The sequence below is a fragment of the Streptomyces sp. NPDC045026 genome (assembly GCF_056432625.1).
Window position 1 is genome coordinate 58,095 of the sequence record NZ_JBWKIS010000005.1, and the last position, 26,663, is coordinate 84,757.

At 70.7% G+C, this 26,663-nt stretch carries 25 protein-coding genes and 1 tRNA gene; 16 read left to right on the plus strand and 10 right to left on the minus strand.

The window, feature by feature from the left end; translation table 11 throughout:
* Nucleotides 1-43: 43 nt before the first annotated feature.
* The 3 genes from AC07EJ_RS13390 (at nt 44) to AC07EJ_RS13400 (ending at nt 3,279) form a co-directional block, all read left to right on the plus strand.
* Nucleotides 44-1,396, plus strand: coding sequence for an aminotransferase family protein (locus tag AC07EJ_RS13390; protein WP_389480667.1), 1,353 nt, complete (start codon nt 44-46; stop codon nt 1,394-1,396).
* A gap of 85 nt (nt 1,397-1,481) precedes the next feature.
* Nucleotides 1,482-3,068 carry an APC family permease gene (locus tag AC07EJ_RS13395; RefSeq protein ID WP_478884286.1) on the plus strand — a complete coding sequence of 529 codons (1,587 nt, stop codon included), beginning with the start codon at nt 1,482-1,484 and terminating at the stop codon, nt 3,066-3,068.
* Nucleotides 3,069-3,129: 61 nt separating this feature from the next.
* Nucleotides 3,130-3,279, plus strand: a complete 150-nt coding sequence (locus tag AC07EJ_RS13400) for a hypothetical protein (RefSeq protein ID WP_389480661.1) — start codon at nt 3,130-3,132, stop codon at nt 3,277-3,279.
* A 64-nt stretch (nt 3,280-3,343) separates the two neighbouring features.
* On the opposite strand, the gene phoU is transcribed toward AC07EJ_RS13400, so the two are convergent.
* Nucleotides 3,344-4,027, minus strand: a complete 684-nt coding sequence (gene phoU, locus AC07EJ_RS13405) for a phosphate signaling complex protein PhoU (RefSeq protein WP_389480659.1) — start codon at nt 4,025-4,027, stop codon at nt 3,344-3,346.
* 187 nt (nt 4,028-4,214) lie between these two features.
* On the opposite strand from phoU, the gene phoR reads away from it, so the two are divergent.
* Together phoR and phoP are read left to right on the plus strand one after the other, a co-directional pair.
* Nucleotides 4,215-5,492 carry a two-component system sensor histidine kinase PhoR gene (gene phoR / locus AC07EJ_RS13410; RefSeq protein ID WP_389480656.1) on the plus strand — a complete coding sequence of 426 codons (1,278 nt, stop codon included), beginning with the start codon at nt 4,215-4,217 and terminating at the stop codon, nt 5,490-5,492.
* Nucleotides 5,493-5,497: 5 nt separating this feature from the next.
* A complete protein-coding gene (gene phoP / locus AC07EJ_RS13415; RefSeq protein ID WP_468975769.1) occupies nt 5,498-6,169 on the plus strand; it encodes a two-component system response regulator PhoP in 672 nt (223 codons plus the stop codon).
* A 105-nt stretch (nt 6,170-6,274) separates the two neighbouring features.
* Here phoP and AC07EJ_RS13420 read toward each other — a convergent pair whose 3' ends face one another.
* A complete protein-coding gene (locus AC07EJ_RS13420; RefSeq protein WP_389480654.1) occupies nt 6,275-6,919 on the minus strand; it encodes a DUF461 domain-containing protein in 645 nt (214 codons plus the stop codon).
* Between the two features lie 678 nt (nt 6,920-7,597).
* Here AC07EJ_RS13420 and AC07EJ_RS13425 point away from each other — a divergent pair.
* The 7 genes from AC07EJ_RS13425 to AC07EJ_RS13455 all read left to right on the plus strand — a co-directional run bounded on the left by AC07EJ_RS13425 (nt 7,598) and on the right by AC07EJ_RS13455 (nt 14,497).
* Complete coding sequence (locus tag AC07EJ_RS13425) at nt 7,598-8,080, plus strand: CarD family transcriptional regulator (RefSeq protein ID WP_003953493.1); 483 nt, start codon at nt 7,598-7,600, stop codon at nt 8,078-8,080.
* A 302-nt stretch (nt 8,081-8,382) separates the two neighbouring features.
* Entirely contained in the window at nt 8,383-9,126 is a 744-nt protein-coding gene (ispD, locus tag AC07EJ_RS13430; RefSeq protein ID WP_100595665.1) for a 2-C-methyl-D-erythritol 4-phosphate cytidylyltransferase, read from the plus strand.
* Entirely contained in the window at nt 9,116-9,610 is a 495-nt protein-coding gene (ispF, locus tag AC07EJ_RS13435) for a 2-C-methyl-D-erythritol 2,4-cyclodiphosphate synthase (RefSeq protein ID WP_266671845.1), read from the plus strand. Before ispD ends, ispF begins: the two co-directional genes overlap by 11 nt.
* Before the next feature lie 81 nt (nt 9,611-9,691).
* The gene (locus AC07EJ_RS13440) at nt 9,692-10,096 is read left to right on the plus strand and encodes a PPOX class F420-dependent oxidoreductase (protein WP_389480651.1); all 405 of its coding nucleotides are present in this window, start codon (nt 9,692-9,694) and stop codon (nt 10,094-10,096) included.
* A 112-nt stretch (nt 10,097-10,208) separates the two neighbouring features.
* Entirely contained in the window at nt 10,209-11,609 is a 1,401-nt protein-coding gene (gene cysS / locus AC07EJ_RS13445; protein ID WP_389480649.1) for a cysteine--tRNA ligase, read from the plus strand.
* A gap of 83 nt (nt 11,610-11,692) precedes the next feature.
* Complete coding sequence (gene rlmB / locus AC07EJ_RS13450; RefSeq protein WP_389480647.1) at nt 11,693-12,637, plus strand: 23S rRNA (guanosine(2251)-2'-O)-methyltransferase RlmB; 945 nt, start codon at nt 11,693-11,695, stop codon at nt 12,635-12,637.
* A 216-nt stretch (nt 12,638-12,853) separates the two neighbouring features.
* The gene (locus AC07EJ_RS13455; RefSeq protein ID WP_478884367.1) at nt 12,854-14,497 is read left to right on the plus strand and encodes a DoxX family protein; all 1,644 of its coding nucleotides are present in this window, start codon (nt 12,854-12,856) and stop codon (nt 14,495-14,497) included.
* Nucleotides 14,498-14,603: 106 nt separating this feature from the next.
* On the opposite strand, the gene AC07EJ_RS13460 is transcribed toward AC07EJ_RS13455, so the two are convergent.
* The 4 genes from AC07EJ_RS13460 to AC07EJ_RS13475 all read right to left on the minus strand — a co-directional run bounded on the left by AC07EJ_RS13460 (nt 14,604) and on the right by AC07EJ_RS13475 (nt 18,963).
* Nucleotides 14,604-15,350, minus strand: coding sequence for a nucleotidyltransferase family protein (locus AC07EJ_RS13460; protein ID WP_478884287.1), 747 nt, complete (start codon nt 15,348-15,350; stop codon nt 14,604-14,606).
* A gap of 44 nt (nt 15,351-15,394) precedes the next feature.
* Nucleotides 15,395-15,850 (minus strand): hypothetical protein, encoded by a 456-nt coding sequence (locus tag AC07EJ_RS13465; protein ID WP_389480642.1) that lies wholly within the window; start codon nt 15,848-15,850, stop codon nt 15,395-15,397.
* Nucleotides 15,851-16,075: 225 nt separating this feature from the next.
* Nucleotides 16,076-17,215: an ABC transporter ATP-binding protein gene (locus AC07EJ_RS13470; protein WP_389480639.1), complete on the minus strand. Its 1,140-nt coding sequence runs from the start codon at nt 17,213-17,215 to the stop codon at nt 16,076-16,078.
* A gap of 329 nt (nt 17,216-17,544) precedes the next feature.
* A complete protein-coding gene (locus AC07EJ_RS13475) occupies nt 17,545-18,963 on the minus strand; it encodes an RNA-guided endonuclease InsQ/TnpB family protein (protein WP_478884288.1) in 1,419 nt (472 codons plus the stop codon).
* A 181-nt stretch (nt 18,964-19,144) separates the two neighbouring features.
* Here AC07EJ_RS13475 and AC07EJ_RS13480 point away from each other — a divergent pair.
* Nucleotides 19,145-19,220: transfer RNA gene (locus AC07EJ_RS13480), tRNA-Thr, on the plus strand.
* 122 nt (nt 19,221-19,342) lie between these two features.
* Here the strand turns inward: AC07EJ_RS13480 and AC07EJ_RS13485 are convergent.
* Nucleotides 19,343-20,617, minus strand: coding sequence for a cytochrome P450 family protein (locus tag AC07EJ_RS13485; protein ID WP_478884289.1), 1,275 nt, complete (start codon nt 20,615-20,617; stop codon nt 19,343-19,345).
* 82 nt (nt 20,618-20,699) lie between these two features.
* Here AC07EJ_RS13485 and AC07EJ_RS13490 point away from each other — a divergent pair, with 82 nt between their 5' ends.
* A complete protein-coding gene (locus AC07EJ_RS13490; protein WP_389480633.1) occupies nt 20,700-21,932 on the plus strand; it encodes an FAD-dependent oxidoreductase in 1,233 nt (410 codons plus the stop codon).
* Nucleotides 21,933-21,977: 45 nt separating this feature from the next.
* Here AC07EJ_RS13490 and AC07EJ_RS13495 read toward each other — a convergent pair whose 3' ends face one another.
* Together AC07EJ_RS13495 and AC07EJ_RS13500 are read right to left on the minus strand one after the other, a co-directional pair.
* The gene (locus tag AC07EJ_RS13495) at nt 21,978-23,399 is read right to left on the minus strand and encodes an NAD(P)/FAD-dependent oxidoreductase (RefSeq protein ID WP_478884290.1); all 1,422 of its coding nucleotides are present in this window, start codon (nt 23,397-23,399) and stop codon (nt 21,978-21,980) included.
* A gap of 11 nt (nt 23,400-23,410) precedes the next feature.
* Nucleotides 23,411-24,142, minus strand: coding sequence for a rhomboid-like protein (locus AC07EJ_RS13500; RefSeq protein WP_389480630.1), 732 nt, complete (start codon nt 24,140-24,142; stop codon nt 23,411-23,413).
* A gap of 26 nt (nt 24,143-24,168) precedes the next feature.
* Between AC07EJ_RS13500 and AC07EJ_RS13505 the strand changes: the two genes are divergently transcribed.
* Both AC07EJ_RS13505 and AC07EJ_RS13510 read left to right on the plus strand, forming a co-directional pair.
* Nucleotides 24,169-25,050: an aminoglycoside phosphotransferase family protein gene (locus AC07EJ_RS13505; protein WP_389480628.1), complete on the plus strand. Its 882-nt coding sequence runs from the start codon at nt 24,169-24,171 to the stop codon at nt 25,048-25,050.
* Between the two features lie 81 nt (nt 25,051-25,131).
* Nucleotides 25,132-25,605 carry a GNAT family N-acetyltransferase gene (locus tag AC07EJ_RS13510; protein WP_389480625.1) on the plus strand — a complete coding sequence of 158 codons (474 nt, stop codon included), beginning with the start codon at nt 25,132-25,134 and terminating at the stop codon, nt 25,603-25,605.
* Nucleotides 25,606-25,627: 22 nt separating this feature from the next.
* Here AC07EJ_RS13510 and AC07EJ_RS13515 read toward each other — a convergent pair whose 3' ends face one another.
* Nucleotides 25,628-26,632 (minus strand): zinc-binding dehydrogenase, encoded by a 1,005-nt coding sequence (locus AC07EJ_RS13515; RefSeq protein ID WP_389480623.1) that lies wholly within the window; start codon nt 26,630-26,632, stop codon nt 25,628-25,630.
* Nucleotides 26,633-26,663: the final 31 nt, after the last annotated feature.

The window sequence follows — 26,663 nt, forward strand, 5'->3', positions numbered from 1 at the left end:
CCGAACCATCCCCCGAACGATCCCCTGAAGGGACGAACGCACCATGACGCTCACCCCCGCACAGCAGCTCGCAGCCACGGACCGGGCGCACATCATCCACCCCTACCTCCCCGGCACGGCCGAGGAACGCGTCGTGATGACGGACGGCAAGGGCTGCCGTCTCACCGACGCGGAGGGCCGCAGCTACCTGGACGCGACGGGCGGGCTCTGGCTCGCGCAGGTCGGCCACGGCCGCAAGGAGATCGCGGACGTCGCGCACGCGCAGATGCAGCAGCTCGAATACTTCACGAGCTTCTGGGAGTTCTCGAACGACAAGGCGATCCAGCTGGCCGAACGCCTCGCCGGCCTGGCCCCCGACAACCTCAACCACGTCTACTTCACGTCGGGCGGCTCGGAGGGCAACGAGGCGGCCATCAAGATGGCCCGCTACTACCACCACCGCAGGGGCGAGGGCTCCCGCACCTGGATCCTGGCCCGCGACAAGGCGTACCACGGCATCGGCTACGGCGGCGGCTCGGCCACCGGATTCCCGGTCTACCACGAGGGCTTCGCCCCGATGATGCCGCACGTCAGCCACCTGACGCCGCCGTGGCCGTACCGCACCGAGCTCTACGGCGGCGCCGACCCGACGGACTTCCTGATCGCCGAACTGGAGGGGCGCATCGCACAGATCGGGGCGTCCAACATCGCGGCGATGATCGGCGAACCCATCATGGGCGTCGGCGGCATGCTGGTCCCGCCGGCGGACTACTGGCCGCGCGTGCGCGAGGTCCTCGACCGCCACGGCATCCTCCTCATCTTCGACGAGGTGGTGACGGCGTACGGCCGCGTGGGCGAATGGTTCGCGGCCCAGCACTTCGACGTGAAGCCGGACATCATCACGACGGCCAAGGGCATCACGTCGGGCTACACACCGCTCGGCGCACTCCTGGTCTCCGACGAGGTGACCGAGGCGCTGCTCCAGGACCACGGCTTCCCGATGGGCTACACGTACAACGGCCACCCGGTGGCGGCGGCGGTGGCGCTCGCGAACCTCGACATCATCGAGCGGGAGAACCTCCTGGCGCGCGCCGTGACGATGGGCGAACACCTCCACGCCCAACTCACCGACGAGCTGGGCGACTTGCCGATCGTCGGCGAGATCCGCTCGGTCGGCATGATGCTGGCGGTGGAACTGGTCGCCGACCGCGAGACCCGCACCCCCCTCCCCCTGAACCCCGCCCGCATGCCGCACGACGTGATCCGCAAGGAAACGGGCGTCATCGTCCGCGACTCGGCCCACAGCCTGGTCCTGTCCCCGCCGCTGATCATGACGGAACAGGAGGCGAAGGAGGCGGCGACGGCGATGCGCTCGGTCCTCGAACGCACGACGCCTGCGGGTGAGATCACCACGTAGCCCCCGGATCCCCGCCCCACGTACACCAGCGCGCCCCACAGCCACCCGCACCGTCCCACCCGTCCCGAGCCACGAGGACACAGACGTGCCCGACTACAAAGAACAAGCAGCACCACCACCAAGCACCGCCGCCATGGAATCCGCCGCCACGGGGTCCACCGGCGAAGAAGTCACCCCCACCCCCACCCCCACCCCCACCCCCAACCTCCACAGAAGCCTCCGCCGCTTCGACATCACGGCGATGGCGGTGGCCACGGTGATCTCCTTCGACACGGTGGGCCAGATCGCGACGGGCGGCGGAGAGGCGGTGACGTGGACGGCGGTCATCGCGGTCGCGTTCCTCGTCCCGTACGCGCTGCTCTTCGCGGAGACGGGCGCGGCCTTTCCCCAGGAGGGCGGCCCCTACGTCTGGGTGAAACTGGCCTTCGGCCGGCTGACGGCGGCGCTCACGACGCTCTTCTACTGGGTGACGAACCCGATCTGGCTCGGCGGCTCGCTCGTGTTCATCGCGGCACAGACCTGGGACGGCTTCGTGTTCCGCCTGGGCCAGGGCACGTTCGCGGACTACGCGTTCAAGACGGTGTTCATCTGGACGGCGATCCTCACGGCGGTGGTCTCGCTGCGCAAAGGCAAATGGATCACCACGGCAGGCGCGTCGGCCAAGGTCCTCGCGCTCACGGTGTTCACGGCGACGGCAGTGGCGTACGGCATGGCACACGGCTTCCAGGGCCTGACGGGAACGACGGGCGACACCACAGCCACAGCCACCACCACCTTCAGCCCCACGACGGCCGGCTTCCTGGCCCTGGTCCCGGTCCTCCTCTTCGCGTACGTCGGCTTCGAGGCCCCGAACGCGGCGGGCGAGGAGATGCACGACCCGCAGCGCGACGTCCCCACAGCCCTCGGCCGCTCCGCGGCGATCGCGGCGGCCTGCTACCTGCTCCCCGTGCTGGCGATCCTCTCGGTGGTCCCGCCGGGCAAGGTGACCGGCATCGGCGGTTTCATGGAGGGCGCCCGGACCATCTTCACGGTCTACGGAGGAGCAAGCGGCGCACTCCTGAAGGCGACCGCGCTCCTGTTCGTCTTCGCGCTCCTCACCCAGGGCAGCGCGTGGATGATCGTCAGCGACCGGATGCAGGCGATGGCGGCGGCGGACGGCGGCTTCTTCAGCCGCAAGCTCGGCGCGTTCCACCCCACACTGGGCACACCGGTGCGCACGAACCTGCTGTCGGGCGTGATCGCGACGGTGTTCATGGTGGCGGCGATGCGGCTCGCGGACGGCGACGCGGCGGCGGTGTTCTCGGTCGTCCTGACCGTCGCGGTGACGACACTGCTGCTCTCGTACCTGACGGTGATCCCGGCCCTGGCGGTCCTGCGCCTGCGCCACCGGGACGTACCGCGCCCGTACCAGGTCCCGTTCGGGACGAAGGGGTTCATGATCTGCGCGGTGCTGGTGTACGCGTGGATCCTGACCGGCTCGTGGACGGCCCTGTTCCCGGGCACGCTGGAGGCGCTGCTCGGCATCACGTACGACTTCCACGGCACGTGGGGGGTGACGCGGACGGCATTCGAAGCATTCACTCTGGGCACGGTCGTCGCCCTGCTCCTCATCGGCACCATCGGCCACAAGATGGCCGGCGCGGTGAACACCCGCGCGCGTGTGCGCCGTTGACGCGCCCGCCGGGCTGGGCATGAACTGGGGGACAGGCAGTTCGCCCCGAGGAGGGAACACCATGGCCGAGTCCCCCACCCCCGAAGCCATCGCAGAGCAGCCCACGGAAGTCGCGGAGCCGCACCGGCTGGTCCTGCTAGGCGCCTGCGGCTGCGGCTCGGGCTGCGGCTGCGGCTGCCAGTCGGGCGCACCGTGCCAGTGCGGCGGCTGATCGGGCTGACATGACGAGACCCCGCACCTGTGGTGCGGGGTCTCGTCAGACTGTCGTCGGAGTGTCAGCTGCCGTCGACGGGCTGAGGCTGAGGCGTCTGGATCTCGTCGGCGTGTTCACCGGTCACGAGATACACCACGCGCTTGGCCACGGACACCGCGTGATCGGCGAAGCGCTCGTAGTAACGGCCGAGCAGCGTCACGTCCACGGCCGTCTCGATGCCGTGCTTCCACCGGTCGTCCATCAGGTGCTGGAACAGCGTCCGGTGCAGCTGGTCCATCTCGTCGTCGTCCTGCTCCAGCTGGAGCGCGAGGTCGACGTCCTTGGTGATGATGACCTCGGCGGACTTCGCCATGAGCCGCTGCGCGAGCTGCCCCATCTCCAGGACGGTCGCGTGCAGGTCGTGCGGAACGGCCTGGTCCGGGAACCGCAGCCGGGCGAGCTTGGCGACATGCTGCGCCAGGTCACCGCTGCGCTCCAGGTCCGCGCTCATCCGCAGCGAGGTCACGACGATCCGCAGATCCGTGGCGACGGGCTGCTGGCGCGCGAGCAGGGCTATCGCCCGCGCCTCCAGGTCATGCTGCAGGTCGTCGACCTTCTGATCCGCCGCGATGACACTCTCGGCCAGCTTCAGGTCGGCGTCGAGCATGGCCGTGGTGGCGCGCCCGATCGCCGACCCGACAAGGCGGGCCATCTCGACCAGGCCCTCGCCGATCGAGTCAAGTTCCTCGTGGTACGCGTCACGCATACAACTGTCCCTCTCACTCACTGCGGGGCTGCTGTGCCCCACGCTCCCACGTTCGGCCCTGTACGCGTCCGTTTCCGTCACCCCAAATGAATCACCCCTGTATCCAAGGTGAACTCTGGGCGACGAGTGTTCGAGCTACCACTCGGACGGCTGTGGGCAGCCCTTAAGAGGCGCATAACCTGGGGGCATGGACGTGAACGCGGCGGTCGCCGCAGCGGCAGCGATCGCCGGGGTGTGCACCGGGGTGATCGCCGTGCTGGCGTTTCGCTGGAGCGAACGCGACCAGAAACGACCCACCCGCACCTCCCTGCACACGGACCCGGTCCTTCCGCCCGGCGTCGACACCGTCCTCTCCGTACTGCGCTCCTCCGCCGTCGTCCTGGACGAGGCGGACAGTGTGGTCAAGGCCAGCTCGGCGGCGTACGCCCTCGGCCTGGTCAGAGGCGGCAAACTGGCCGTGGAGCCGATGCTCCTCATGGCCAGGGACACGCGCCGTGACGGAGAGATACGACAGGTCGAGCTGGACCTGCCCCGCCGCGGCACCGGCCGCGGAGACGCGCTCGCGGTCTCGGCCCGCGTGGCCCCCCTGGGCTCCCGCCTGGTCCTGCTCCTCGTGGAGGACCTCACCGAAGCCCGCCGCATCGAAGCGGTCCGCCGCGACTTCGTGGCGAACGTCAGCCACGAGCTCAAGACCCCGGTCGGCGCGCTCAGCCTCCTCTCCGAGGCGGTCATGGACGCGTCCGACGACCCCGAGGCGGTGGAACGCTTCGCGGGCCGGATGCAGATCGAGGCGACCCGACTGACCAACCTGGTCCAGGAGCTCATCGACCTGTCCCGGGTGCAGAACGACGACCCGCTGGAGGACGCCGAGCCGGTCCGCGTCGACGAACTCGTCGCCGAGGCGATCGACCGCTGCCGCCACCAGGCCGGCACGAAGCAGATCACCATGGCCTCGGGAGGCACCGCTGACCTCCAGATCTGGGGCAACCGGGGTCAGCTCGCCGCGGCTCTCGGCAACCTCGTCGAGAACGCCGTCAACTACAGTCCGGCCCGAACCCGCGTGGGCATAGCCGCGCGCCGGGTCAGCGCACCCGGCGGAGACCTCATAGAAATGGCGGTCACCGACCAGGGCCTCGGCATCTCCGACAAGGACAAGGAGCGCATCTTCGAGCGCTTCTACCGCGTCGACCCGGCCCGCTCCCGGGCCACCGGCGGTACCGGTCTCGGCCTCGCCATCGTCAAGCATGTGGCTGCCTCGCACGGCGGGGAAGTCACCGTGTGGAGCTCCGAAGGCCAGGGCTCCACGTTCACCCTGCGGCTGCCGGAGGCAGGCGCGACCCGCGACCGCGGCCCAGGACACGTAGGCGGCGACGCATACGGACACCACGACGGCAACGACGCCGCCGGGCCCGACGAGACAACCGCATACGACCCCATTCCTGCCGCCCCGGAGGTCCTTCCGTGACCCGAGTGCTCGTCGTCGAGGACGAGGAATCCTTCTCCGACGCCCTGTCGTACATGCTCCGCAAGGAGGGTTTCGAGGTCGCCATCGCGGCCACCGGACCCGACGGACTCGACGAGTTCGAGCGCAACGGCGCCGACCTCGTCCTGCTCGACCTGATGCTGCCGGGCCTGCCCGGCACCGAGGTCTGCCGCCAGCTGCGCGGCCGGTCCAACGTCCCGGTCATCATGGTGACCGCCAAGGACAGCGAGATCGACAAGGTCGTGGGCCTCGAGATAGGAGCCGACGACTACGTCACCAAGCCCTTCTCGTCCCGCGAGCTGGTCGCCCGCATCCGCGCGGTGCTGCGCCGCAGAGGGGAGCCCGAAGAGGTCACCCCGCAGGCCCTGGAGGCCGGCCCGGTCCGTATGGACGTGGACCGCCACGTCGTCACGGTCTCCGGCTCCAAGGTCGACCTGCCCCTCAAGGAGTTCGACCTCCTCGAAATGCTCCTGCGCAACGCGGGTCGCGTCCTGACCCGCATGCAGCTGATCGACCGTGTCTGGGGCGCGGACTACGTGGGCGACACCAAGACCCTCGACGTCCACGTCAAGCGCCTGCGAGCCAAGATCGAGCCGGACCCGGGTGCCCCGCGTTACCTGGTGACGGTGCGTGGCCTGGGCTACAAGTTCGAGCCGTAGAGCGCCGGGTCACGGCGGTGACCCGGACGCACGACGCCGAGCACGACGCCGAAGGGCGGGACCCCCACCGGGGGCCCCGCCCTTCGCCATTGCATACGTACGTGATCAGTGCCCGGCGGCCGGGCTGCCCGAGGCCGACTCGGACGGCGAGGTGGAGCCGGACGGCGTGGCCGACCCGGAGGGCGTCGCGGAGCCGGACGCGGACTCCGACGGCTCCGTGCTCGGCACGGCCGGGATCTCGCTCGGCCCCCACTTCTTGAAGTAGCTCTCGGCCGGCACGACGAACGACTGGATCTTGACGGCGCCCGTGGTGCTGAACGTGAAGGTCAGCGCCCGCACGTCACCGTCGAGGTCGGCGGTGCGGCTGTTGGGCAGCTGCGCGGACGCGTTGCCCTTCCCGCCGAGCACGAGGGAGCCGCCGGCCGGGATCTTCACGGTCTTCTTGCCGTCGGCGGCCGACAGCTCGGCCTTCTTGCCGACGCCGTCGAGGACGACCGAGTCGAGGGTCTGGGCCTTGGAGCCGTTGTTGAAGAGCGTCGCGGTCACGACGGCCGGACCCGTGGACTTCAGGTCGGGCTGCGTGATCACGGTGGCGTTCTGGATCCGGATGTCCCCGACGGAGGTCTCCGCGTTGTCCGGCTTGACCTCCAGCGTCTGGGCGTTGTTTCCGGCGCCGCACGCGGCGAGCGAGGCGATCGAGAACGCGAGGGCGGCGGCGGCGAGGGTGCCGCGTCGAAGGCTGCTGCTCACGGCGGCGGCAACTCCTTGAACGTGGGCGGTAAGGGTCTGGACGCCCTGGACGGGTGTAAAGCCGCCCTAAGGGTCTGTCAGCGGGCTTAGGTTACCGAGCCGTTCACGCGCCGCTGCACCCGACCCGCCCCTAGGGGGTTTTGGATGGATCTCGGCCCCGGCCGATCTCCCGCTCCGATCAGCCCCAGTGCCACCCGCCCCACCCGTGATCACACCCTCACCGGTCCCTCCTCAACCCCTCTCACCTCACCAAACGTGACAGGTCGCATTGGCCTCCCGTTCACCATTCACATAAGTGCCGCGGGACCGCCGCTGCGGATTTCCGGTAAGGAATGCATGGCGGTACGGAAAATTGATCACCCTCCACGGTGATCAATTTTGGATTCGGGTCGCACGCGTCTCCGAGTCACCGAACGGAGTAGCGGAAGTTCAGCGCTTCGAACCGCGCAAAACGGGACGTTCAACCCCCTGCGGGCCCTTGCGGGTAGGTGTAACGTGCGCGTTTCCTCTCCGTCGAAGAGCCGCTCCGACCTGCGGATACCCCCTTCCGCGAGCCCTCCGCAGCACGTTCCGGTTGTGCTTGTCAAGCCCCGAGATATGCCCTGACCTGCGAAAACGCCATTCAGAAGACGCCGTTTCCGTGTTACCCTGGATAGCCACGGAAGGGGTACCTGTCACATGACGTTCAAGGTTGGCGACACCGTGGTCTATCCCCATCACGGGGCCGCGCTGATCGAGGCTATCGAAACTCGCCAGATCAAAGGCGTGGACAAGACCTACTTGGTGCTGAAGGTCGCGCAGGGTGACCTGACGGTGCGTGTGCCAGCGGACAATGCGGAGTTCGTCGGCGTACGTGATGTGGTCGGTCAGGACGGTCTCGACCGGGTCTTCGAGGTGCTTCGCGCGCCGTACGCCGAAGAGCCCACGAACTGGTCGCGCCGTTACAAGGCAAATCTCGAGAAGCTCGCCTCCGGCGATGTCATCAAGGTCGCGGAAGTTGTCCGTGACCTGTGGCGTCGGGAGCGTGAGCGCGGACTGTCCGCAGGTGAGAAGCGCATGCTCGCCAAGGCACGACAGATCCTGGTGAGCGAGCTCGCGCTCGCGGAGAACACGAACGAGGACAAGGCCGAGGCCCTGCTCGACGAGGTTCTCGCGTCCTGAAGCGTGCCCTGACCGGCACGCGGCTGCGACAAGAAGTCCCGGGCGAGAGCCCAGGCGCATGAATAATGCCGCGGTGCCCGCTGACCCTGATGGTGTCGCCGGGCGCTGCGGCATGTTCGTACCCGCACTCCGTGCCTACCAGGTGCCTCTTGTGGTGCGCACCCGCTTGACTCGCCTGGCGTGCCGGGCCCGGGCAGCTGGCTCGACCAGATGTCACGGAAGGGGTCCGGTCAAGGCGTCGCGCCCGGCACTGGTGTTGGCCATACCCACCTCGGTCGAGCACACAAACCTGAACGGAAGCGATGTCTGACGAAACGCGGCCCTCGCGCACCGCGGCCGTGATTCCGGCCGCCGGCCGGGGCGTACGCCTCGGCCCCGGCGCCCCCAAAGCACTCCGCGCGCTCAACGGCACCCCGATGCTCATCCACGCCGTCCGGGCGATGGCCGCCTCGCGGTCCGTCTCCCTCGTCGTCGTGGTGGCCCCGCCCGACGAGGCGTCCGCCGCCGAGGTGAAGACCCTCCTCGCCGACCACGCCCTGCCCGAGAGGACCGACTTCGTCGTCGTCCCCGGCGGCGAGACCCGCCAGGAGTCCGTGAAGCTCGGCCTCGACGCCCTGCCGCCCGGCATCGACGTCGTCCTCGTCCACGACGCGGCCCGCCCCCTGGTCCCCGTCGACACGGTCGACGGCGTCATCGAGGCCGTACGCGAAGGCGCCCCCGCCGTCGTCCCCGCGCTGCCCCTCGCGGACACCGTCAAGCAGGTCGAGGCCCGCACCGACGGCGGACCCGAGCTCGTCGTCGCGACGCCCGAGCGGGCCCGGCTGCGCGCCGTGCAGACCCCGCAGGGCTTCGACCGCGCCACGCTCGTGCGCGCCCACGAGACCGTCACCGACAACGTCACGGACGACGCCAGCATGGTCGAGCAGCTCGGCGAACCGGTCGTCGTCGTGCCCGGACACGAGGAGGCCTTCAAGGTGACCCGCCCCCTCGACCTCGTGCTCGCCGAAGCCGTGCTCGCCCGCAGGAGGGCCAACGATGGGTTCTGAGCCGCCGGTCATCCCCCTCGTCGGCATCGGGACCGACATCCACGCCTTCGAAGAGGGCCGCGAACTGTGGTGCGCCGGACTGAAGTGGGAGGGCGAGGGCCCCGGCCTCGCCGGACACTCCGACGCCGACGTCGTCGCGCACGCCGCGTGCAACGCGCTGTTCTCCGCCGCCGGGCTCGGTGACCTCGGCGCCCACTTCGGCACCGGCCGCCCCGAGTGGTCCGGCGCCTCCGGGCTCACCCTGCTCACCGAGGCCGCCCGCATCGTGCGCGAGGCGGGCTTCACCATCGGCAACGTCGCCGTACAGGTCATCGGCCCCCGGCCGAAGATCGGGAAGCGGCGCGAAGAGGCGCAGAAGGTACTCTCCGACGCCGCCGGAGCGCCCGTCTCCGTTTCCGGCGCCACCACCGACGGCCTGGGTTTCCCCGGCCGCGGCGACGGACTCGCGGCGATCGCCACGGCACTGGTCGTCAGGACGGGCTGAAATACCGCTCCGGGGGCGGATGTTGGCGCAGTATCGGGTACTCGGGTACTCGTACCGGCATCCCCCAAGGAGTGAGGCTCCATGACCGCCCAGCTGTCCGACGAGCTCAAGGCGCTGCTCGACACCCCGGTCTTCATCACGGTCGCCACCATCCAGCCCGACGGGAGCCCGCAGGTGTCCCCTGTCTGGGTGAAGCGGGACGGGGACGACGTGCTGTTCTCCACGACCGTCGACCGGCGCAAGGAGAAGAACCTGCGCCGCGACCCCCGGGTCACCGTCGTCGTACAGCCCGCCGACAACCCCTACGCGTACGCCGAGATCCGTGGCACCGCCGACCTCACTGCCGAGGGCGGCCAGGAGCTCATCGACGAGCTGTCGCTCAAGTACACGGGCAAGAAGTACGCGGAGTTCAACCCCCGCTCCGCGGACGACGCCGAGCGCGTCGTCGTGCGGATCACCCCCCGCAAGGTCGTCGGCCGGGTCTGAACGACGGGCCCGCATCCGAACCGAGGCCTGACACACGTCACAACGTCACGGTTGCGCCCCGTGTCCCCCAAGGGGTCGCGGGGCACTGCCTCGGGGCCACTACCCTGGGGGAGTGACTATTCGCCTGCACGACACCAGCGCCCGGAAGATCCGTGACTTCGTCCCGCTGACACCGGGCTGTGTCTCGATCTACCTCTGTGGCGCGACCGTGCAGGCCGCTCCGCACATCGGGCACATCAGGTCCGGCCTCAACTTCGACATCATGCGCCGCTGGTTCACGTACCGCGGCTACGAAGTGACGTTCGTGCGGAACGTCACCGACATCGACGACAAGATCATCAAGAAGGCCGCCGAACAGGGCAGGCCCTGGTGGTCGATCGGGTACGAGAACGAGCGCGCGTTCAACGACGGCTACGCCGCCCTCGGCTGCCTGCCGCCCACCTACGAGCCGCGCGCCACCGGTCATGTCACCGAGATGGTCGAGATGATGCGCGGCCTCATCGAGCGCGGCCACGCCTACGAGGCGGACGGGAACGTCTACTTCGACGTGCGCTCCTTCCCCGGCTACCTGGAGCTGTCCAACCAGGACCTCGACGAGCTGCGCCAGCCGTCCGGCGACGGCGAGACCGGCAAGCGCGACCCGCGCGACTTCGCCATGTGGAAGGCCGTCAAGCCCGGGGAGCCCAGCTGGGAGACCCCGTGGGGCCGCGGCCGGCCCGGCTGGCACCTGGAGTGCTCGGCGATGGCCCACAAGTACCTGGGCACCGCCTTCGACATCCACGGCGGCGGCATCGACCTGATCTTCCCGCACCACGAGAACGAGATCGCCCAGGCCAAGGCCTTCGGCGACGAGTTCGCCAAGTACTGGGTGCACAACTCGTGGGTCACCATGAGCGGCGAGAAGATGTCGAAGTCCCTGGGCAACTCGGTCCTCGTGTCCGAGATGGTCAAGGACTGGCGCCCGATCGTGCTCCGCTACTACCTCGGCACCCCGCACTACCGCTCGACCATCGAGTACAGCGAGGAGGCCCTGCGCGAGGCCGAGTCCGCGTTCGCGCGGATCGAGGGCTTCGTGCAGCGGGTCATCGAAAAGGTGGGGGAGGCCGTCCTCCCCGCCGACGAGGTGCCGCCCGCCTTCGCCGAGGCCATGGACGACGACCTGGGCGTGCCGCAGGCGCTCGCGATCATCCACACCACGGTCCGTCAGGGCAACAGCGCCCTCGCCGCCGACGACAAGGAAGCCGCCGTCGCCCGCCTCGCCGAGGTACGCGCGATGCTCGGCGTCCTCGGCCTGGACCCGCTCGACCCGCACTGGGCCGGCGAGACCGACCGCGGCGAGGACCTGCACGGCGCCGTCGACACCCTCGTACGGCTCGTCCTGGAGCAGCGCGAGTCCGCCCGCGCCCGCAAGGACTGGGCCACCGCCGACGCCATCCGCGACCAGCTCGGCCAGTCCGGGCTCGTCATCGAGGACAGCCCGACCGGGCCGCGCTGGACGCTCGGCCCGCGCTAGACCTGCGCGAATGTGCCGCTCGGGCCTCCGGGCGGCACACTTCATATACGTACGCACATACGCATCACACAGACAGGTAGATCATGGCCGCGAACAACCGCCGCATGTCCGGCAAGAAGGGCGCGCAGGTCGGCAGTGGCGGCCAGCGACGCCGGGGACTCGAAGGCAAGGGTCCGACGCCGCCCGCCGAGGCGCGCAAGGGACACAAGAAGAACCGCATCGCGGGCGCCAAGGCCAAGCAGGCCGGCCGTCGCCCCGCGACGCTGAAGAGCCGCGGCGGCAAGGGCACGTCCGAGATGGTCGTCGGCCGCAACTCCGTCGTGGAGGCGCTGCGCGAGGGCGTGCCCGCCTCGATGCTCTACGTCCAGCAGTTCATCGACAACGACGAGCGGGTGCGCGAGGCGCTCCAGCTCGCCGGTGAGCGCGGCGGCATCCACCTGATGGAGGCCCCCCGTCCCGAGCTGGACCGCATGACGAACGGCCTCAACCACCAGGGCCTCGTCCTCCAGGTCCCGCCGTACGAGTACGCGCACTCGGAGGACCTCGCCGCCGCCGCGTACGACCAGGGTGAGGACCCGCTCATCGTCGCGCTCGACGGGGTCACCGACCCGCGCAACCTCGGCGCCGTCGTGCGTTCCGTCTCCGCGTTCGGCGGCCACGGCGTCGTCGTCCCCGAGCGGCGCGCCGCCGGCATGACCGCCGGTGCCTGGAAGACGTCCGCGGGCGCCGCAGCCCGTACGCCCGTCGCCCGCTGCACCAACCTGACGCGCGCCCTCGAGGCGTACAAGAAGGCGGGCATCGCCATCGTCGGTCTCGCGGCCGACGGCGAGCACACGGTCCATGACCTCGAAGCCCTCGGCGGGCCCGTCGTCATCGTCGTCGGCAGCGAGGGCAAGGGCCTGTCGCGCCTCGTCGGCGAGACCTGCGACTACCGCGTGCGGATCCCGATGCCGGGCGGCACCGAATCCCTCAACGCCGGTGTCGCGGCAGGCGTCGTGCTTTATGAGGCGTCGCGTCGCAGGGCGTGAGTCCGGCGGGCGGAGTCCGCGCAGCCGTTCGAAGCCGCGACAGCGTGCGAGGGCGGCAGACGGAGGGGTCGCCGGTGTCGCGGCAGGCGTCGTGCTTTACGAGGCGGCCCGTCGCCGGTCCTGATCCAGATGTCCGGGCCGCGATCTTGACGCGGTCCGGACATTTGCTCGCGGTCAAGGCAGTGTCCTAAACACACATCACTCGGTTAGATGAGTGTGGACACCAGAACACCCCGCACACCTACGGGGGACCGCTCGCCCGGATTCGGCCCTGGATTCGATTCCGGATTCGACGACGGTCCCGCGCTGAGCATGGTGAAGGTGCCGTGCGATCCCGCGCAGGTCGTCGTCAATCACGCGAGTTTCCGCGTGCAGCTCCCCCGGGCGCAGCAGACGCAGTCCCCCCGCATCGCCCGGCACCTGGGCCCGCAGGAGCAGACCGCCTGCATCCCCGTCGTCGGCGCCGCCGCCGCGCGCCGCCGCGCCCCCGTCGTCTGGAGCGGCAGGTCCGCGCCCGGCGACCCCGGGGCCACCGGCCTCCTTCAGGCGGCCCGCAGGGCAGGCGAAAGCACGCTGCCCCGCCACGGCTACGAGGGCGGGGACGGCGGCGCCACCCAGGTCATCCCGCGCATCGACCTCGACAGCGACCTCAGGGACGACGCCACCGGCGAACTGCCCATGGTCACCGCACAGGGCACCCGCCTCCTCCCGCAGATGCGCCAGTCCGGCAGCGCCTTCGAAGAGCCGTCGTACGAGGAACCCCCGTACGACGACGGCGAGTTCGGCGACGACGAGTACGACGACGGGGGCGAGCAGAACGGCTCCCGGCGGCACGGTGCCGACCCGGTACGTCACGCGTACTACCCCGGCCGCCGGATGAACCTCGGCGTCGTCCTCCTCCCGCTGCGCGTCTTCCTCGGCTTCATCTCCATGTACGCCGGCATGGGCAAGCTCTGCGACCCCGTCTACTTCGACGGCGGCGACCGCGGCTCCATGGTCAAGTGGCTCAACTCGCTGCACCCGTGGGCCCTCGCCGAACCCCTGCGCGACTTCGCTCTCCAGCACCCCGTCGGCGCCGGGCTGTGCATCGCCTTCCTCCAGGTCGTCGTCGGTGTGCTCACCGTGCTCGGCCTCTGGCAGCGCGTCGCGGCCGTCTTCGGCGTACTGCTCTCGGCCGCCCTCATCGTCACCGTCAGCTGGAAGACGGTGCCCGCCTACGACGCGCCCGACATCATCTATCTGGCCGCCTGGTCCCCGCTGATCATCGCGGGCGCGCCCGTCTACTCCATCGACGGACGCCTCGCGGGCGGCGCCTGGCGCCGGCTCGGCCCGCGCGCCGAACTGTGGGAGCTGCGGCGGTACGTGCTGCGCCGCGGCACCGTCGTGACGACCGTCGTCGTCGGCCTGACCCTGCTCATCGGCTCGCTGCTCGGCGGCGCCGTGCGCGACGCGGGCCGCGTCACCGCCCCGGGTCCCGGCGAGGCCCCGCGCAACGAGCTGCCCGGCTCCGCGCTCCCGTCGGAGCCCGGCCGCAAGCAGCACCGTTCGCAGAGCCCGTCGGCGTCCAACACGCCTACGCAGGGCGCCACTTCGGTGAAGCCCTCCGGCGCGGCGAGTTCGCCGGGTTCCGCCCCCGTGACGGGCACCGCCAGCGGCTCGGGCCAGCCCAGCCAGACGCAGGGCACCGGCCAGGCGCCCCCGCAGTCGGCCCCGCCGGCCCAGCAGCAGCCCCCGGCGTCCAGCAGCGGCCCCGCCTCCAGCGGCGGTACGGGAACGGGTGGCGGCACCGGCGGCGGCACCGGCGGTTCCGGCGGCGGGGACAAGCCGGGGGGCCTCCTCGGCGGAGTGCTCGGCGGCTGACCGCATCGCTTAGAAACGTGAGCGGCTGATCGCATCGCGTAGAAATCTGAAGGGGCCCGCACGCGTGGTGTGCGGGCCCCTTGCTGCTGGACGGAGACGGCTGGGCTCAACGCCCCTGCGCGGCAAGCTCCTTGGCGGCCTCGGTGAGGTCCTTCGCCGTGTCGATGGCCCTCCAGTACGCGCCCTGCGGGATCGGGAAGCCGGCCAGGCGCTTCGCGCGGGCCAGGCGCGGGAACGTGGTGCGCTCGTGGTCACCGCGGTCCGGGAGCAGGCCCGTGAAGTCGGGGGAGAAGACGTAGACGCCCGCGTTGATCAGATACGGGGACGGCGGGGCCTCGATGAAGTCCGTGATGTGGCCGAACGCGTCGGTCTCCACGGCGCCCCACGGGATGCGGGGGCGGGCCAGGGCGAGGGTGGCGGTGGCGTCGCGCTCGGCGTGGAAGCCGGCCATCTCGCGCAGCGAGAACCGGGTCCAGATGTCGCCGTTCGTCGCGTACCAGGGCCGGTCGGGGTACGGCAGGTGCGCGGCGGCGTACTTGAGGCCGCCGCCACGGCCGAGGGGTTCCTTCTCGATCACCGTGGTGACGCGCAGGGGGAGTTCGGCGCCGTCGAGCCACTCCTGGAGCACCTCGGCGAGATGCCCGCAGGAGACGACCGCGTCCGTCACGCCCTCTTCGGCGAGCCAGGCAAGCTGATGGCCGATGATCGGGGTCCCGGTGCCGGGGATCTCGACCATCGGCTTGGGCCGGTCGTCGGTATAGGGCCGCAGGCGCGAACCCTGGCCGCCGGCCAGGACGACGGCCTGTGTGGGGTGGTGCTGGCTGTGCGGGTCCGGGGCCTGGGCGCTCGTCATGCCCGCACTGTACGTCGGCCCCTTCCCGGCCGGCTGTGAGGGCGTCAGCCGCGCGCTGCCGTGGCGACGCCCGTGGCGAACGCGGTGTCGCAGACGGGGCGGGCGAAGGACTGGGCTCGGGAGGGGCCGTAGGCCTGCACGGCGGCACGGCCCAGGGCGCGGGCGAGGGAGACACAGTGCTTGGCGAGGGACGGCCGCTCGTGCATCTCCTGCTGGAGATGGGTGAGCGCGATACCGGGGTCCTTGTCCTGGAGTTCGAGCAGCAGCTTGTCGCGCAGGACGTCCTGGGGGGCGCGCGACTTGGCGCGTGCGGAGACGTTCTGCGAGGAAGCGGTGAGGATCGAGTCCGGTGAACTGCCGGACCAGTTCACTCGGGTGACCGCGAGTGTGCCGGAGAGCACCAGCATCACCGGCAGGACGAGAGCAAGGGTGCGGCCGATGCGGCGGGCGGGGCCCCGGCCTCGGCGCGGCTTCTGGGTGTAGTTGGCGGAGTGCGTCACGCGAGTGAGCGTAGCGGTCGGTGATGATTTGGCGACATTTAGTCACTCGGTCGAGGGATGGGTAATCCGGTTTTGATTCACGCGTGTTGACGCACAGGGGGCGAAATGACCGGTGTGCCGGGGTATTTGTCGACAACGTGGCGTGCGTCTCGGGTGGGGGAGCGGCCGGGAACGCGAGGAGCCCCGCACCGAAGTGCGGGGCTCCACAGCGGAACAGGCGGAGTGTCAGTCGGTGAGGCGCTCACCGGTCGACGAGGAGAAGACGTGGGTCTCGCCCGGACGGGGCACGACGTGGAGGTGGGTGCCCTTCTCGGGGACCTGGCGGCCGTTGACCCGGACGACGAGGTCAATGGCCTCGCCACCGACCTGCGCGGTGCCGTAGACGTAGCCGTCGGCGCCGAGTTCCTCGACGACGTTCACCGAGACGGCGAGGCCGGCGGGGGAGTCCTCGGTGTCCTTGGAGAGGGACTTCGCGGCCTCGCCGCCGCCCGCCTCGACGATGTCGAAGTGCTCCGGGCGGACGCCGACCGTCACGGTGCGGTCGCCGGCGGCGGAGGCGGCCGTCAGTGCCTCGCGGTTCACCGGGACGACCGAGTTGCCGAACTTCACGCCGCCGTCGGTGATCGGGACCTCGACCAGGTTCATGGCGGGGGAGCCGATGAAGCCGGCGACGAAGAGGTTGGCCGGGCGGTCGTACATGTTGCGCGGCGAGTCGACCTGCTGGAGCAGACCGTCCTTGAGGACCGCCACGCGGTCGCCCATGGTCATGGCCTCGACCTGGTCGTGCGTGACGTAGACCGTGGTGATGCCGAGGCGGCGCTGGAGCGAGGCGATCTGCGTACGGGTCGAGACGCGGAGCTTGGCGTCGAGGTTCGACAGCGGCTCGTCCATGAGGAAGACCTGGGGCTCACGCACGATGGCGCGGCCCATCGCGACGCGCTGGCGCTGGCCGCCGGAGAGGGCCTTCGGCTTGCGGTCCAGGTAGTCCGTGAGGTCGAGGATCTTCGCCGCCTCTTCGACCTTCTGGCGGATCTCGGCCTTGTTGACGCCGGCGATCTTGAGCGCGAAGCCCATGTTGTCGGCGACCGACATGTGCGGGTAGAGCGCGTAGTTCTGGAACACCATGGCGATGTCCCGGTCCTTGGGCGGCAGATGGGTCACGTCGCGGTCACCGATGCGGATCGCTCCGCCGTTCACGTCCTCGAGACCCGCGAGCATGCGCAGGGAGGTCGACTTGCCGCAGCCGGACGGGCCGACGAGGACGAGGAACTCGCCGTCCTCGATCTCGATCTCCAGGCCGTCGACGGCGGGCTTGGTGGAGCCCGGGTAGATCCGGGTCGCCTTGTCGAACGAAACAGTTGCCATGGCTGTGAAGCCCCCTTCACCGGCAGGAACGTGCCGGACGATCCGTTGTAAAGGTGGTGGTCCACTGCGGGCTGCGCCGCGGTGGTTTAGTCCACATGAATGAACTGCTGTGGACCGTACCTGTCGGGAGCCGGTCTGTCAGTAGCCGGGGCGCCACGACTTTCGACGGAATTTTCGAGCAGGCAGAGCAACGCACTTTTGACCTCGCACTCAGGCTTCCTGCTTCATCGCCCGTCGCCGACGGACGAACGGGACGCCCCGCCATCGCGTACGGACTCACACGAACTCCACAGGCGTTCCGGCCGACGGCCCGTCGGTCCGTGTGGCGCCTACTGCATGACAGGCAGTGGCCCCTCCGATCGCGGCAGCGCCGACGCTCTGATCACTGCCGGCGCCCTGCCGTCGGGTGGGAGTGCCGACGTCGCCAGCCGGTACAGCCGCATCCCCTCGTCCCGCAGATTCACCGCTGCGTTCACGTCGCGGTCATGGGTCGTGCCGCACCCGGCACAGGTCCACTCCCGTACTGAGACATCCAGCTTCGGGCCCTTGGCATGGCAGGCAGAGCAGCGACGGGTGGAGGGGAAGAACCGGTCCACAATCACCAGCGTCCGCCCGTACCACTCGCACTTGTAATGCAGCTGCCGCAACAGCTCTCCCCAGGCCGCGTCCCGGATCGCACGGTTTAGCGACGCCTTTCGTCTTCTGCCTTTGCCACGCGCCGGACGCAACAGGGACGCGATGGACAGGTCCTCCACCACGAGCACTTGGTTCTCGCGCACGAGGCGGGTTGTGAACTGATCCAGCATGTCCCTGCGTACGTCACCGATGAGCGCGTAGAGGCGAGCGATCCGGCGCCGCACCTTGTCCCGGTTCTGCGAGCCCCTTACCTTGCGGTGCAGCTCACGCTGCAGCCGAGCCATGCGCCCGGCGTACCGCTTCAGCAGCCGTGGGTGGTCGACTTTCGTACCGTCGTTGAGCGTGACCAACGAGGCGAGCCCCAGATCGAGGCCCACGGCCTTCGGCTCGTGGGACCCGGGCAGGAGCGCGGCGGGCAGCACCGTGATCCGCTCCTCCACCAGTACCGCCAGGAAATACCGCCCCGCCCGGTCCCGGGTCACCGACAACCGCACCGGCAGCACGCCCGCCGGGAGCCCGCGCGACCAACGCACGTCCAACGGCTGCGCCTGCTTGGCCAGTGTCACGCGGCCCGTACCCGGCCGCTCCGGATCCTCCACCCAGCGAAATCCCGTTCGCACGTACGTCGCCGTATTCTTCGACGTGCGCTTCTTCTTCCGCTTCGGGTACTTCGACGTCCCCTTGAAGAACCGCGTATACGCCTGGTCCAGATGCCGCAGCGACTGCTGAAGCACCGTCGACGACACCTCCTGAAGCCACGCCGTCCCCGTGGCCTGCCGCCAGCCCGTCAACACCCGGCACGTCTCCGCGAAACCTACATTCACCCGGTACCGCTCCCAGGCACCCGACCGCAGCGCCAGGCCCTCGTTGTAGACCCAACGGCAGGCACCGAACGTCTTCTCCAATTGCTCGGCCTGCGCCGCCGTCGGATAGAAGCGGAACCGGTAGACGCGCTGCTGAGTGCCGGGTCCCTTGGCGTGGCTCCCCATGCGGGTCGCCGGACGGTTCTGGTGCTTGACCCGGTCGCCGATGCCGAGCGCCTCGCGCTTCACGCGCTTGGCATCGGCGCCGGTCAGTGCCACCGGCTGCCCGTGCGCCGCCGAATCCCTCATGAGTCCCCCGGGCCTCGCAGTCCGATTGTCGGAACAGTGCGTCCGTTCGGTAAACGAACGAGTGCGTGGATGGTTACGCGGGGATCGCGATCTCGGACGTGGTGGCCAACTTCGTGGCTGGGGGAATCGGGGGCTGTGTAAGGTGGAGCAGCCTTCGCGTACGGTCGTTGCCGCACGCGATGCCCCCTTAGCTCAGTTCGGTTTAGAGCGCGTGATTTGTAATCTCGAGGTCGTCGGTTCGAATCCGACAGGGGGCTCACTCGAACCCCGGGTCAGATGTCCTCTGACCCGGGGTTTTTCGTGTTCGGGGCGTGACGCGTCACCGGGCCGGGGCTACGACCTCGCCGACGTCGCCCAGGGTCGGCGCCCTCGGCCGGCGTCAGTGCACCGGCGGGACTAGGGGTTCTTGGGAATCAAGCCGGAGTGGTTCGCGCGGGTCGTCGGGGGTGAAGGTGACGGGGAGGTGTACGGGGCCGCGCAGGCCGCCGGGCCTCCATCGCAGCTCGCCGGGTGGCACGGCCAGGGTGAGGCCGGGAAGCCGGCGCAGGGCGGTGCCGATGGCGACCTGCCCCTCCAGCCGGGCCAGCGGTGCCCCCAGGCAGTAGTGGATGCCGTGCCCGAACGCGAGGTGGGCGTTGTCCCGCCGGGTGACGTCCAGGCGGTCGGGGCCGGGGAACTGCGCCGGATCGCGGTCGGCGATGGCGGTGGCGATCAGCACGGTCGCGCCGCGCGGGATGGCCACGCCCGCGATGGTGACGTCCTCGCGCGCGAACCGGGCGATGCCGGGGTTGACCGGTCCGTCGTAGCGGAGGAACTCCTCGATCGCGTCCGGTAGCAGTGCCGGATCGTCCCGCAGCATCCGCAGTTGGTCCGGGTGTGCGAGCAGCGCGGCGATGCCGCCGCCGATCAGGTTGACCGTGGTGATGTATCCGGCCACCAGCAGCAGGAACGACATGGCGATCAGCTCGTCCTCGTCCAGTTGCTGCTGCTCGTCCCGGGCGGTGATCAGCGCGCTGAGCAGGTCGTCCCGGGGCTGGGCCCGTTTGGTCTCCAGGAGCTTGGTCAGGTACGAGCGCATCTGCTGCCACGCCGCGTCCACCACGGCCGGGTCCGGAGGCTCCGGCCCCCGGAGGATCATGTCGTCGGTCCACCGCTGGAAGTCGTACCGGTCCGTCGTGGGCACCCCGAGCAGCTCGCTGATCACGGTGACCGGAAGCGGCAGTGCGAAGTCCTCGACGAGGTCGGCGCGGCCGGCCGGCGTGACCGCGTCGAGCAGCCGGTCGGTGACGGCCTGGATGCGCGGCCGCAGCTCTGCCACCCTGCGCGCGGTGAACGCCTTCGAGACCAGGCGGCGCAGGCGCGTGTGGTCGGGCGGGTCGGAGCGGAGCATGGTGCGCAGCATGGATTCGCGCTCCGTCGAGGGCAGCCGCTGCATGAGCCGGGGGTCCGAGGCGTCGCGGATGTCGCTGCTCAGCCGCGGGTCGGACAGCGCCGAGAGGCCGTCCTCGTACCTCGTGACCAGCCAGGCTTCCAGGCCGCCGACGATGACGGCGCGCCGTACCGGTCCTTCTTCGCGCAGCTGCCGGTACAACGGGAAGGGGTCCGCCACGAACGCCGGGTCGGCGTAGGGCAGAAGGACCGGCTGCTGACTCATCGTGCCTCCCGGAATGTGCCTCATGCGGTTATATGTCCCAGTGTGGTCGATCCCGGGGATTTCACCGAAGGGAGCGGATGCGATGGAGCGGACCACGTGCTGTGTGGTGGGCGGCGGCCCTGCCGGAATGGTCCTCGGACTGCTGCTGGCCCGGGCCGGCGTCGAGGTCACGGTCCTGGAGAAGCACGGCGACTTCCTGCGCGACTTCCGCGGCGACACCGTGCATCCGTCCACCCTGGCGCTGCTGGACGACCTGGGCCTGGCCGAGCGGTTCGCCCGGCTGCCGCAGCGGCGGGTGACGGCGGTCCAGCTGCCGTTCGGCCCGGGGCGTTCGCTGGTCACCGTCGGAGACATCGGCGCGCTGCGGGGCACGTACAACTACATTGCGATGGTGCCGCAGTGGGACTTTCTCGACCTCCTGGCGGACGAGGCCCGGCGGGAGCCGCCCTTCTCCTTGCGGATGAGTACGGAGGCGACGTCCTTCCTGGTGGAGCGCGGGAGGGTCACAGGGGTGCGGTACCGCACGTCCGACGGCCGTACCGGTGAGCTGCGGGCCACTCTGACGGTGGCCTGCGACGGCCGGGGCTCGCTGTCCCGGTCGCTGCCCGAACTGGGACTGCGGAGCTTCACCTGCCCGATGGACGCCTGGTGGTTCCGGCTGCCGCGGCGGGAGGGCGACCCGCACGGGCTCGTGGCCGGCGTCGGCGACCGGTTCCTCACCCCCATGATCGACCGCGGAGACTACTGGCAGTGCGGCGCGCTGATCCCCAAGGGAACCGACGCCCAGCGCCGTGCCGCCGGTCTCGAGCGGTTCAGGGCCGATTTCGCGGCCGCCGTCCCGTGGCTCGCCGACCGGGTGCACACGCTGCGGTCGTGGGACGAGGTGAAGCTGCTCGACGTACGGCTCGACCGGCTCAGGCGCTGGCACCGCCCGGGGCTGCTGTGCATCGGCGACGCGGCGCACGCGATGTCGCCGGTCTTCGGCATCGGCATCAACCTCGCCGTCGAGGACGCCGTGGCCGCCGCCCGGTATCTCGTCGAGCCGCTGCGCGCGGGCACGGTCGGCCTGCGGGACGTGCGCGCCGTCCAGCGCCGCCGCTGGCCGACCGCGGCCGCGACGCAGGCGCTGCAACGGATCGCCCATGCGCGGGTCATCGAACCGCTGCTGGCGGGACGTCCGCCCTTCGGCAATCCCAGGCGGGCGCAGCGGGTGACCGAGCGGCTCGCCACCTCGCGCTGGCTGAACCGGGTGCCGGCGTACTTCCTCGCCTACGGCGCCGTACGCGAGCGTCCGCCGGCCGCGTCGATGCGGTGAGCTCACCTGTGCGGCTCGGCGGAGTCTCGTCGTGCGCGTGGCGGGTCAGCCGCGGCCGGCCACCTTGTCCGCGGCGCGGGCCAGGCGGGAGGAGTCCGTCGTGTGGGTGGTGAGTTCGCGGTGGTCGGCGGCGTTGTAGGTGGCGTACATGCCGTGGACGCCCAGCCAGCGGAAGGGTTCGGGTTCCCACTTGCGGACCTTGTGGTTGACCCAGGGGAGGGTCGTGAGGTCGGTGGGGCCGGACTGGCCGGAGTCCTGCTGGACCAGGTCGCGCAGGGTGCGGGCGGCGAGGTTGGTGGTGGCGACGCCGGAGCCGACGTAGCCGCCCGCCCAGCCGAGGCCCGTCGCGCGGTCCAGGGTGACCGTGGCGCACCAGTCGCGCGGGACGCCGAGCACGCCGGACCAGGCGTGGGTCACGGCGACGCCGGCGAGCTGGGGGAAGAAGCGGGTCAGGAGCGCGGTGAGGGACTCGATGGTGGCGGGCTGGGTGCGTCCGTCGTTGTCGGTCTTCGAGCCGTAGCGGTACGGGACGCCCCGGCCGCCGAGCGCGATGCGGCCGTCGGCGGTGCGCTGGGCGTACATGTAGGCGTGCGCCATGTCGCCGAGGGTCTCGCGGCCCTCCCAGCCGATGGACTCCCACTGCGCGTCGGTCAGCGGCTCCGTGGCGATCATGGAGGAGTTCATGGGGAGCCAGGTGCGGCGCTGGCCCTTGAGGGAGGCGGTGAAGCCCTCGGTGCAGCGCAGGATGTAGGGCGCGCGGACGGTGCCGTACGGGGTGACGGCGTGCTTCGGCTTGATCTCCGTGACGGGCGTCGACTCGTGGATCGTGACGCCGAGGGCCTCGACGGCCGCGGCCAGGCCCTTGAGGAGCTTGACGGGGTGCAGGCGGGCGCCGTGCGGGGTCCAGGTCGAGCCGACGGCCCCGAAGACGCGGACGCGCTCGGCGGTCTCGCGGGCGCCGTGCAGGGTGCGGTCCTTCTCGCCGTACGCGAGCTCCGCCGCGTGGAAGGCCTTGAGGCGGGCCAACTGGGCGGGTGTGTAAGCGATTTCGAGTACGCCGCCCTGGTGGATGTCGGCGTCGATCTCCTCTTCGGCGGCCGTGCGGATCACCTCGGAGACCGTGTCGTTCATGGCTTCCTGGAGGCGGACGGCCGCGTCGTGGCCGTGCAGCTTCGCGTAGCGGTCGCGGCCCGCGATGCCGTTGTAGAGCCAGCCGCCGTTGCGCCCGGACGCGCCGTAGCCGCAGAACTTCTGCTCCAGGACGGTGATGCGGAGGAAGGGCGCTGCCTTCTTCAGGTAGTAGGCGGTCCACAGGCCCGTGTAGCCGCCGCCGACGATGACGACGTCGGCGGACGCGTCCCCCGGCAGGGGTTCGCGGGCGGTGGGGATGCCGTCGTCCGCGTACCAGAACGATATGCCGCCGTTGACGGTGGCCTGGGTGCCGTGGGTGCCGTTCTTGCTGCTCATGGCCCCGGACGTTAGCGCTCCGCAGGGGGGTTCGGGCAGGGGGGACGGGCTTCTTCCTGGGTTCGGGGGTGGTCGCTGTGCCTCGCCGGCCGGTCCCGCCGCCGCAGGAGCGTCAGGGGGTTCCAGGGCTCGCCCCGGTCGCGTACGAGGGGGTGGCAGGCCAGGCCGATGAGGACCGAGACGAAGTGCCCCAGGTCGGTGAAGGTGCGGCCGGCGACGAGCGGGCCGCCGTAGACGATGAGGACGACGGCCAGATAGACGTAGCGCCAGGGCGGGACGAGGCGGTACGTGAGGACGCCGACGACGCCCGCGAGCGCGTAACTCACCCCCACGTCAAGGGTGTCGACCGACGAAGGGGGCGCGTGGCCCTCGCGGATCGCCCACAGCAGGGCGCCCTGGCTGATCACGGTCGCGAGGACGTGCGCCGCCGCCACGACCACGAGCCAGCGCCAGGTGCCGAGCCAGCGTTCGGCCTGCGCGTGGAACACCGTGTAGAGGACGGCGTACGGCCACCAGCTGCTGCCGTCGATCCAGAACAGGGAGGCGACGAAGACACGGACCGGGTTCGTCGACAGCTCGTGCAGGTTCGTGGAGCGCTGCCGCAGGAACTCGTGCTCGAAGTGCGGATCCATGTGGTGCACGGCGACCGTGGTGAGGAACAGGGCGGCCAGCCAGAGGTAGGTGCCGGGGGCGTGCCGTACGTACGACCACACGGCGTGGGGGAATCGGCGCATGGACTGCATTCAGGCATGCACGTAGGGTCGTTCGGGTGATCGACATTCCGGACGGCCTTGTCGAGTCCCAGTACACCTACGCGGGTGACGCCGGCCGCGCGTTCATCGCCGGGCTCCCCGCGCGCGTGGAGGAGTTCGTCGAACGCTGGGATCTGCGCGTCGACGGGCCCGTGATGCACGGCATGGCGGCCCTGGTCCTGCCCGTGGTGCGGGGCGACGGGACGCCCGCCGCGGTCAAGTTCCAGGTCCTCGACGAGGAGACGGAGGGCGAGCCGGTCGCGCTGCGCGTCTGGGACGGCGACGGCGCCGTCCGGCTCCTCGACCACGACGACGCCACCGGCACGATGCTCCTCGAACGGCTCGACTCCGGGCGGATGCTGGACTCCGTCGAGGACTCCCGCAAGGCCGTCCTCGTCATCGCCGAACTCCTCGCCCGGCTCACCTCCGGGCCCGCCCCGGAGGGGATGCGGCGGCTGTCCGACATCGCGGCGGACATGCTCGCCCAGGTGCCCTCGGCGCTCGCGGCCGTGCCCGGCCAGGCCGACCGCGCGCTGCTCGCGGACTGCGCGGCGGCGGTGCGCGAGGTCGCGGGCGAGGCGGGCGATCGGCTGTTGCACTGGGATCTGCACTTCGAGAACGTGCTGGCGGCCGCGCGCGAGCCGTGGCTCGCCATCGACCCGAAGCCGCTCGCGGGCGATCCGGGCTTCGACCTGAAGCCCGCCATCGACAACCGCTTCGACGCGGACGAGGTGGTGTGGCGCTTCGACGCGATGAGCGGGGTGCTCGGGCTCGACCGGGAGCGTGCGCGCGCCTGGACGCTGGGGCGGGTGCTTCAGGACTCCCTGTGGGAGATCGAGGACGGGCGGCCGCTGGTCCCGGACCATCTGGAGACGGCGCGCAGGCTGCTCGGGCGGTGACGTGCTCGGGCGGGTCGCTCGGTGGTCGCTGGTCGGCCGGCTCGTGCGGGGTGCCCCGCGGTGACTGGTTAGCCTGCCGTCATGATTCGTACCGCCACGCCCGCCGATGTCCCCGTCATCCACGCCATGGTCCGTGAACTCGCCGACTACGAGAAGGCGCTGCACGAGGCGCGGGCCACCGAGGAGCAGCTGCGCGAGGCGCTGTTCGGGGAGCGGCCCGCCGCGTTCGCCCACATCGCCGAGGACGACGCGACGGGCGAGCCCGTCGGCTTCTGTCTCTGGTTCCTGAACTTCTCCACGTGGCGTGGTGTGCACGGGATCTATCTGGAGGACCTGTACGTGCGGCCTGAGGCGCGCGGCGGCGGCCACGGCAAGGCTCTGCTGAGCGAGCTGGCGCGGATCTGCGTCGAGCGTGGGTACGAGCGCCTGGAGTGGTCGGTCCTCAACTGGAACGAGCCGTCGATCAACTTCTACCGGGCGCTCGGCGCGGCGCCGCAGGACGAGTGGACGGTGTACCGGCTGACGGACGGGGCGCTGGCGCGGCTGGGGTCGTAGCGCGCCCGCGGACCTTCACGGTTCACGGGATCAGGACCACCTTGCCGATCGTGCCGCGGTTCTCCAGGGCGCGGTGGGCCGCGGCCGCCTCGGCGAGCGGGAAGCGCGTCACCGCGGGCCTCAGGCGGCCGGCCTCGGCCTCCTTCAGGGCGGCGAGTTCCAGCGTGCGGATCGGGTTGTCGCCACCCGCGCGCTGCATCATCGGCGGCCCGAGGACCTGCTCCTGGGTGATGCCGCGCCGGGCGAGTTCGTCCTCGGAGAAGGTGAGGGGCTCGCCTTCGCGCGGGCCCTTGCCGGACCAGCCGAAGACGACGTGGACGCCGCCGGGGCCGAGCAGGCCGACGGCGGCCAGGCCCGCGTCGCCGCCCACCCCGTCGAAGACGACGGTCGCCGTGCGGCCGCCGAGGAACCGGCGGACCTGCTCGGGCCAGTCCGGGGCGGTGTAGTCGACGGCCAGGTCGGCGCCGTTCGCGCGCACGCGGGCCACCTTCTCGGGGCCGCCCGCGAGGCCGACGACCGTGGCGCCCGCGTTCTTCGCGTACTGGACGAGGAGGGTGCCGATGCCGCCGGCCGCGGCCGGGATCACGGCCACCGACGCGGGGCCGAGCGGGGCGAACCGGAGGATCCCCATCGCCGTACGGCCCGTGCCGATCAGGGCGACGGCCTCGGCGAAGTCCAGGTCCGGCGGGAGTTCGTGCAGGCGGGCCGCGTCGACGACGGCGAGCTCGGCGTAGCCTCCCGGGGCGAATCCGAGGTGGCCGACGACGCGCTTGCCGAGCCAGGACGCGTCGGTGCCCTCGCCGAGCGACTCGACGGTGCCGGCGACCTCGCGGCCGGGAATGGTGGGCAGCGTCGGCGGCTCGGGAGCGGGGCCCTTCATGCCCTCGCGCAGAGCGGTGTCCAGAAGGTGCACGCCGGCCGCGGCCACGGCGATCCGGACCCGACCGGGGCCGGGCTCGGGGTCGTCGGTCTTCTCGTGGACGAGGTTCTCGGCGGGGCCGAAAGCGTGCAGTCGAACGGCGTGCATGGTGGGCTCCCTCGGGCGTACGGGCTCTTGC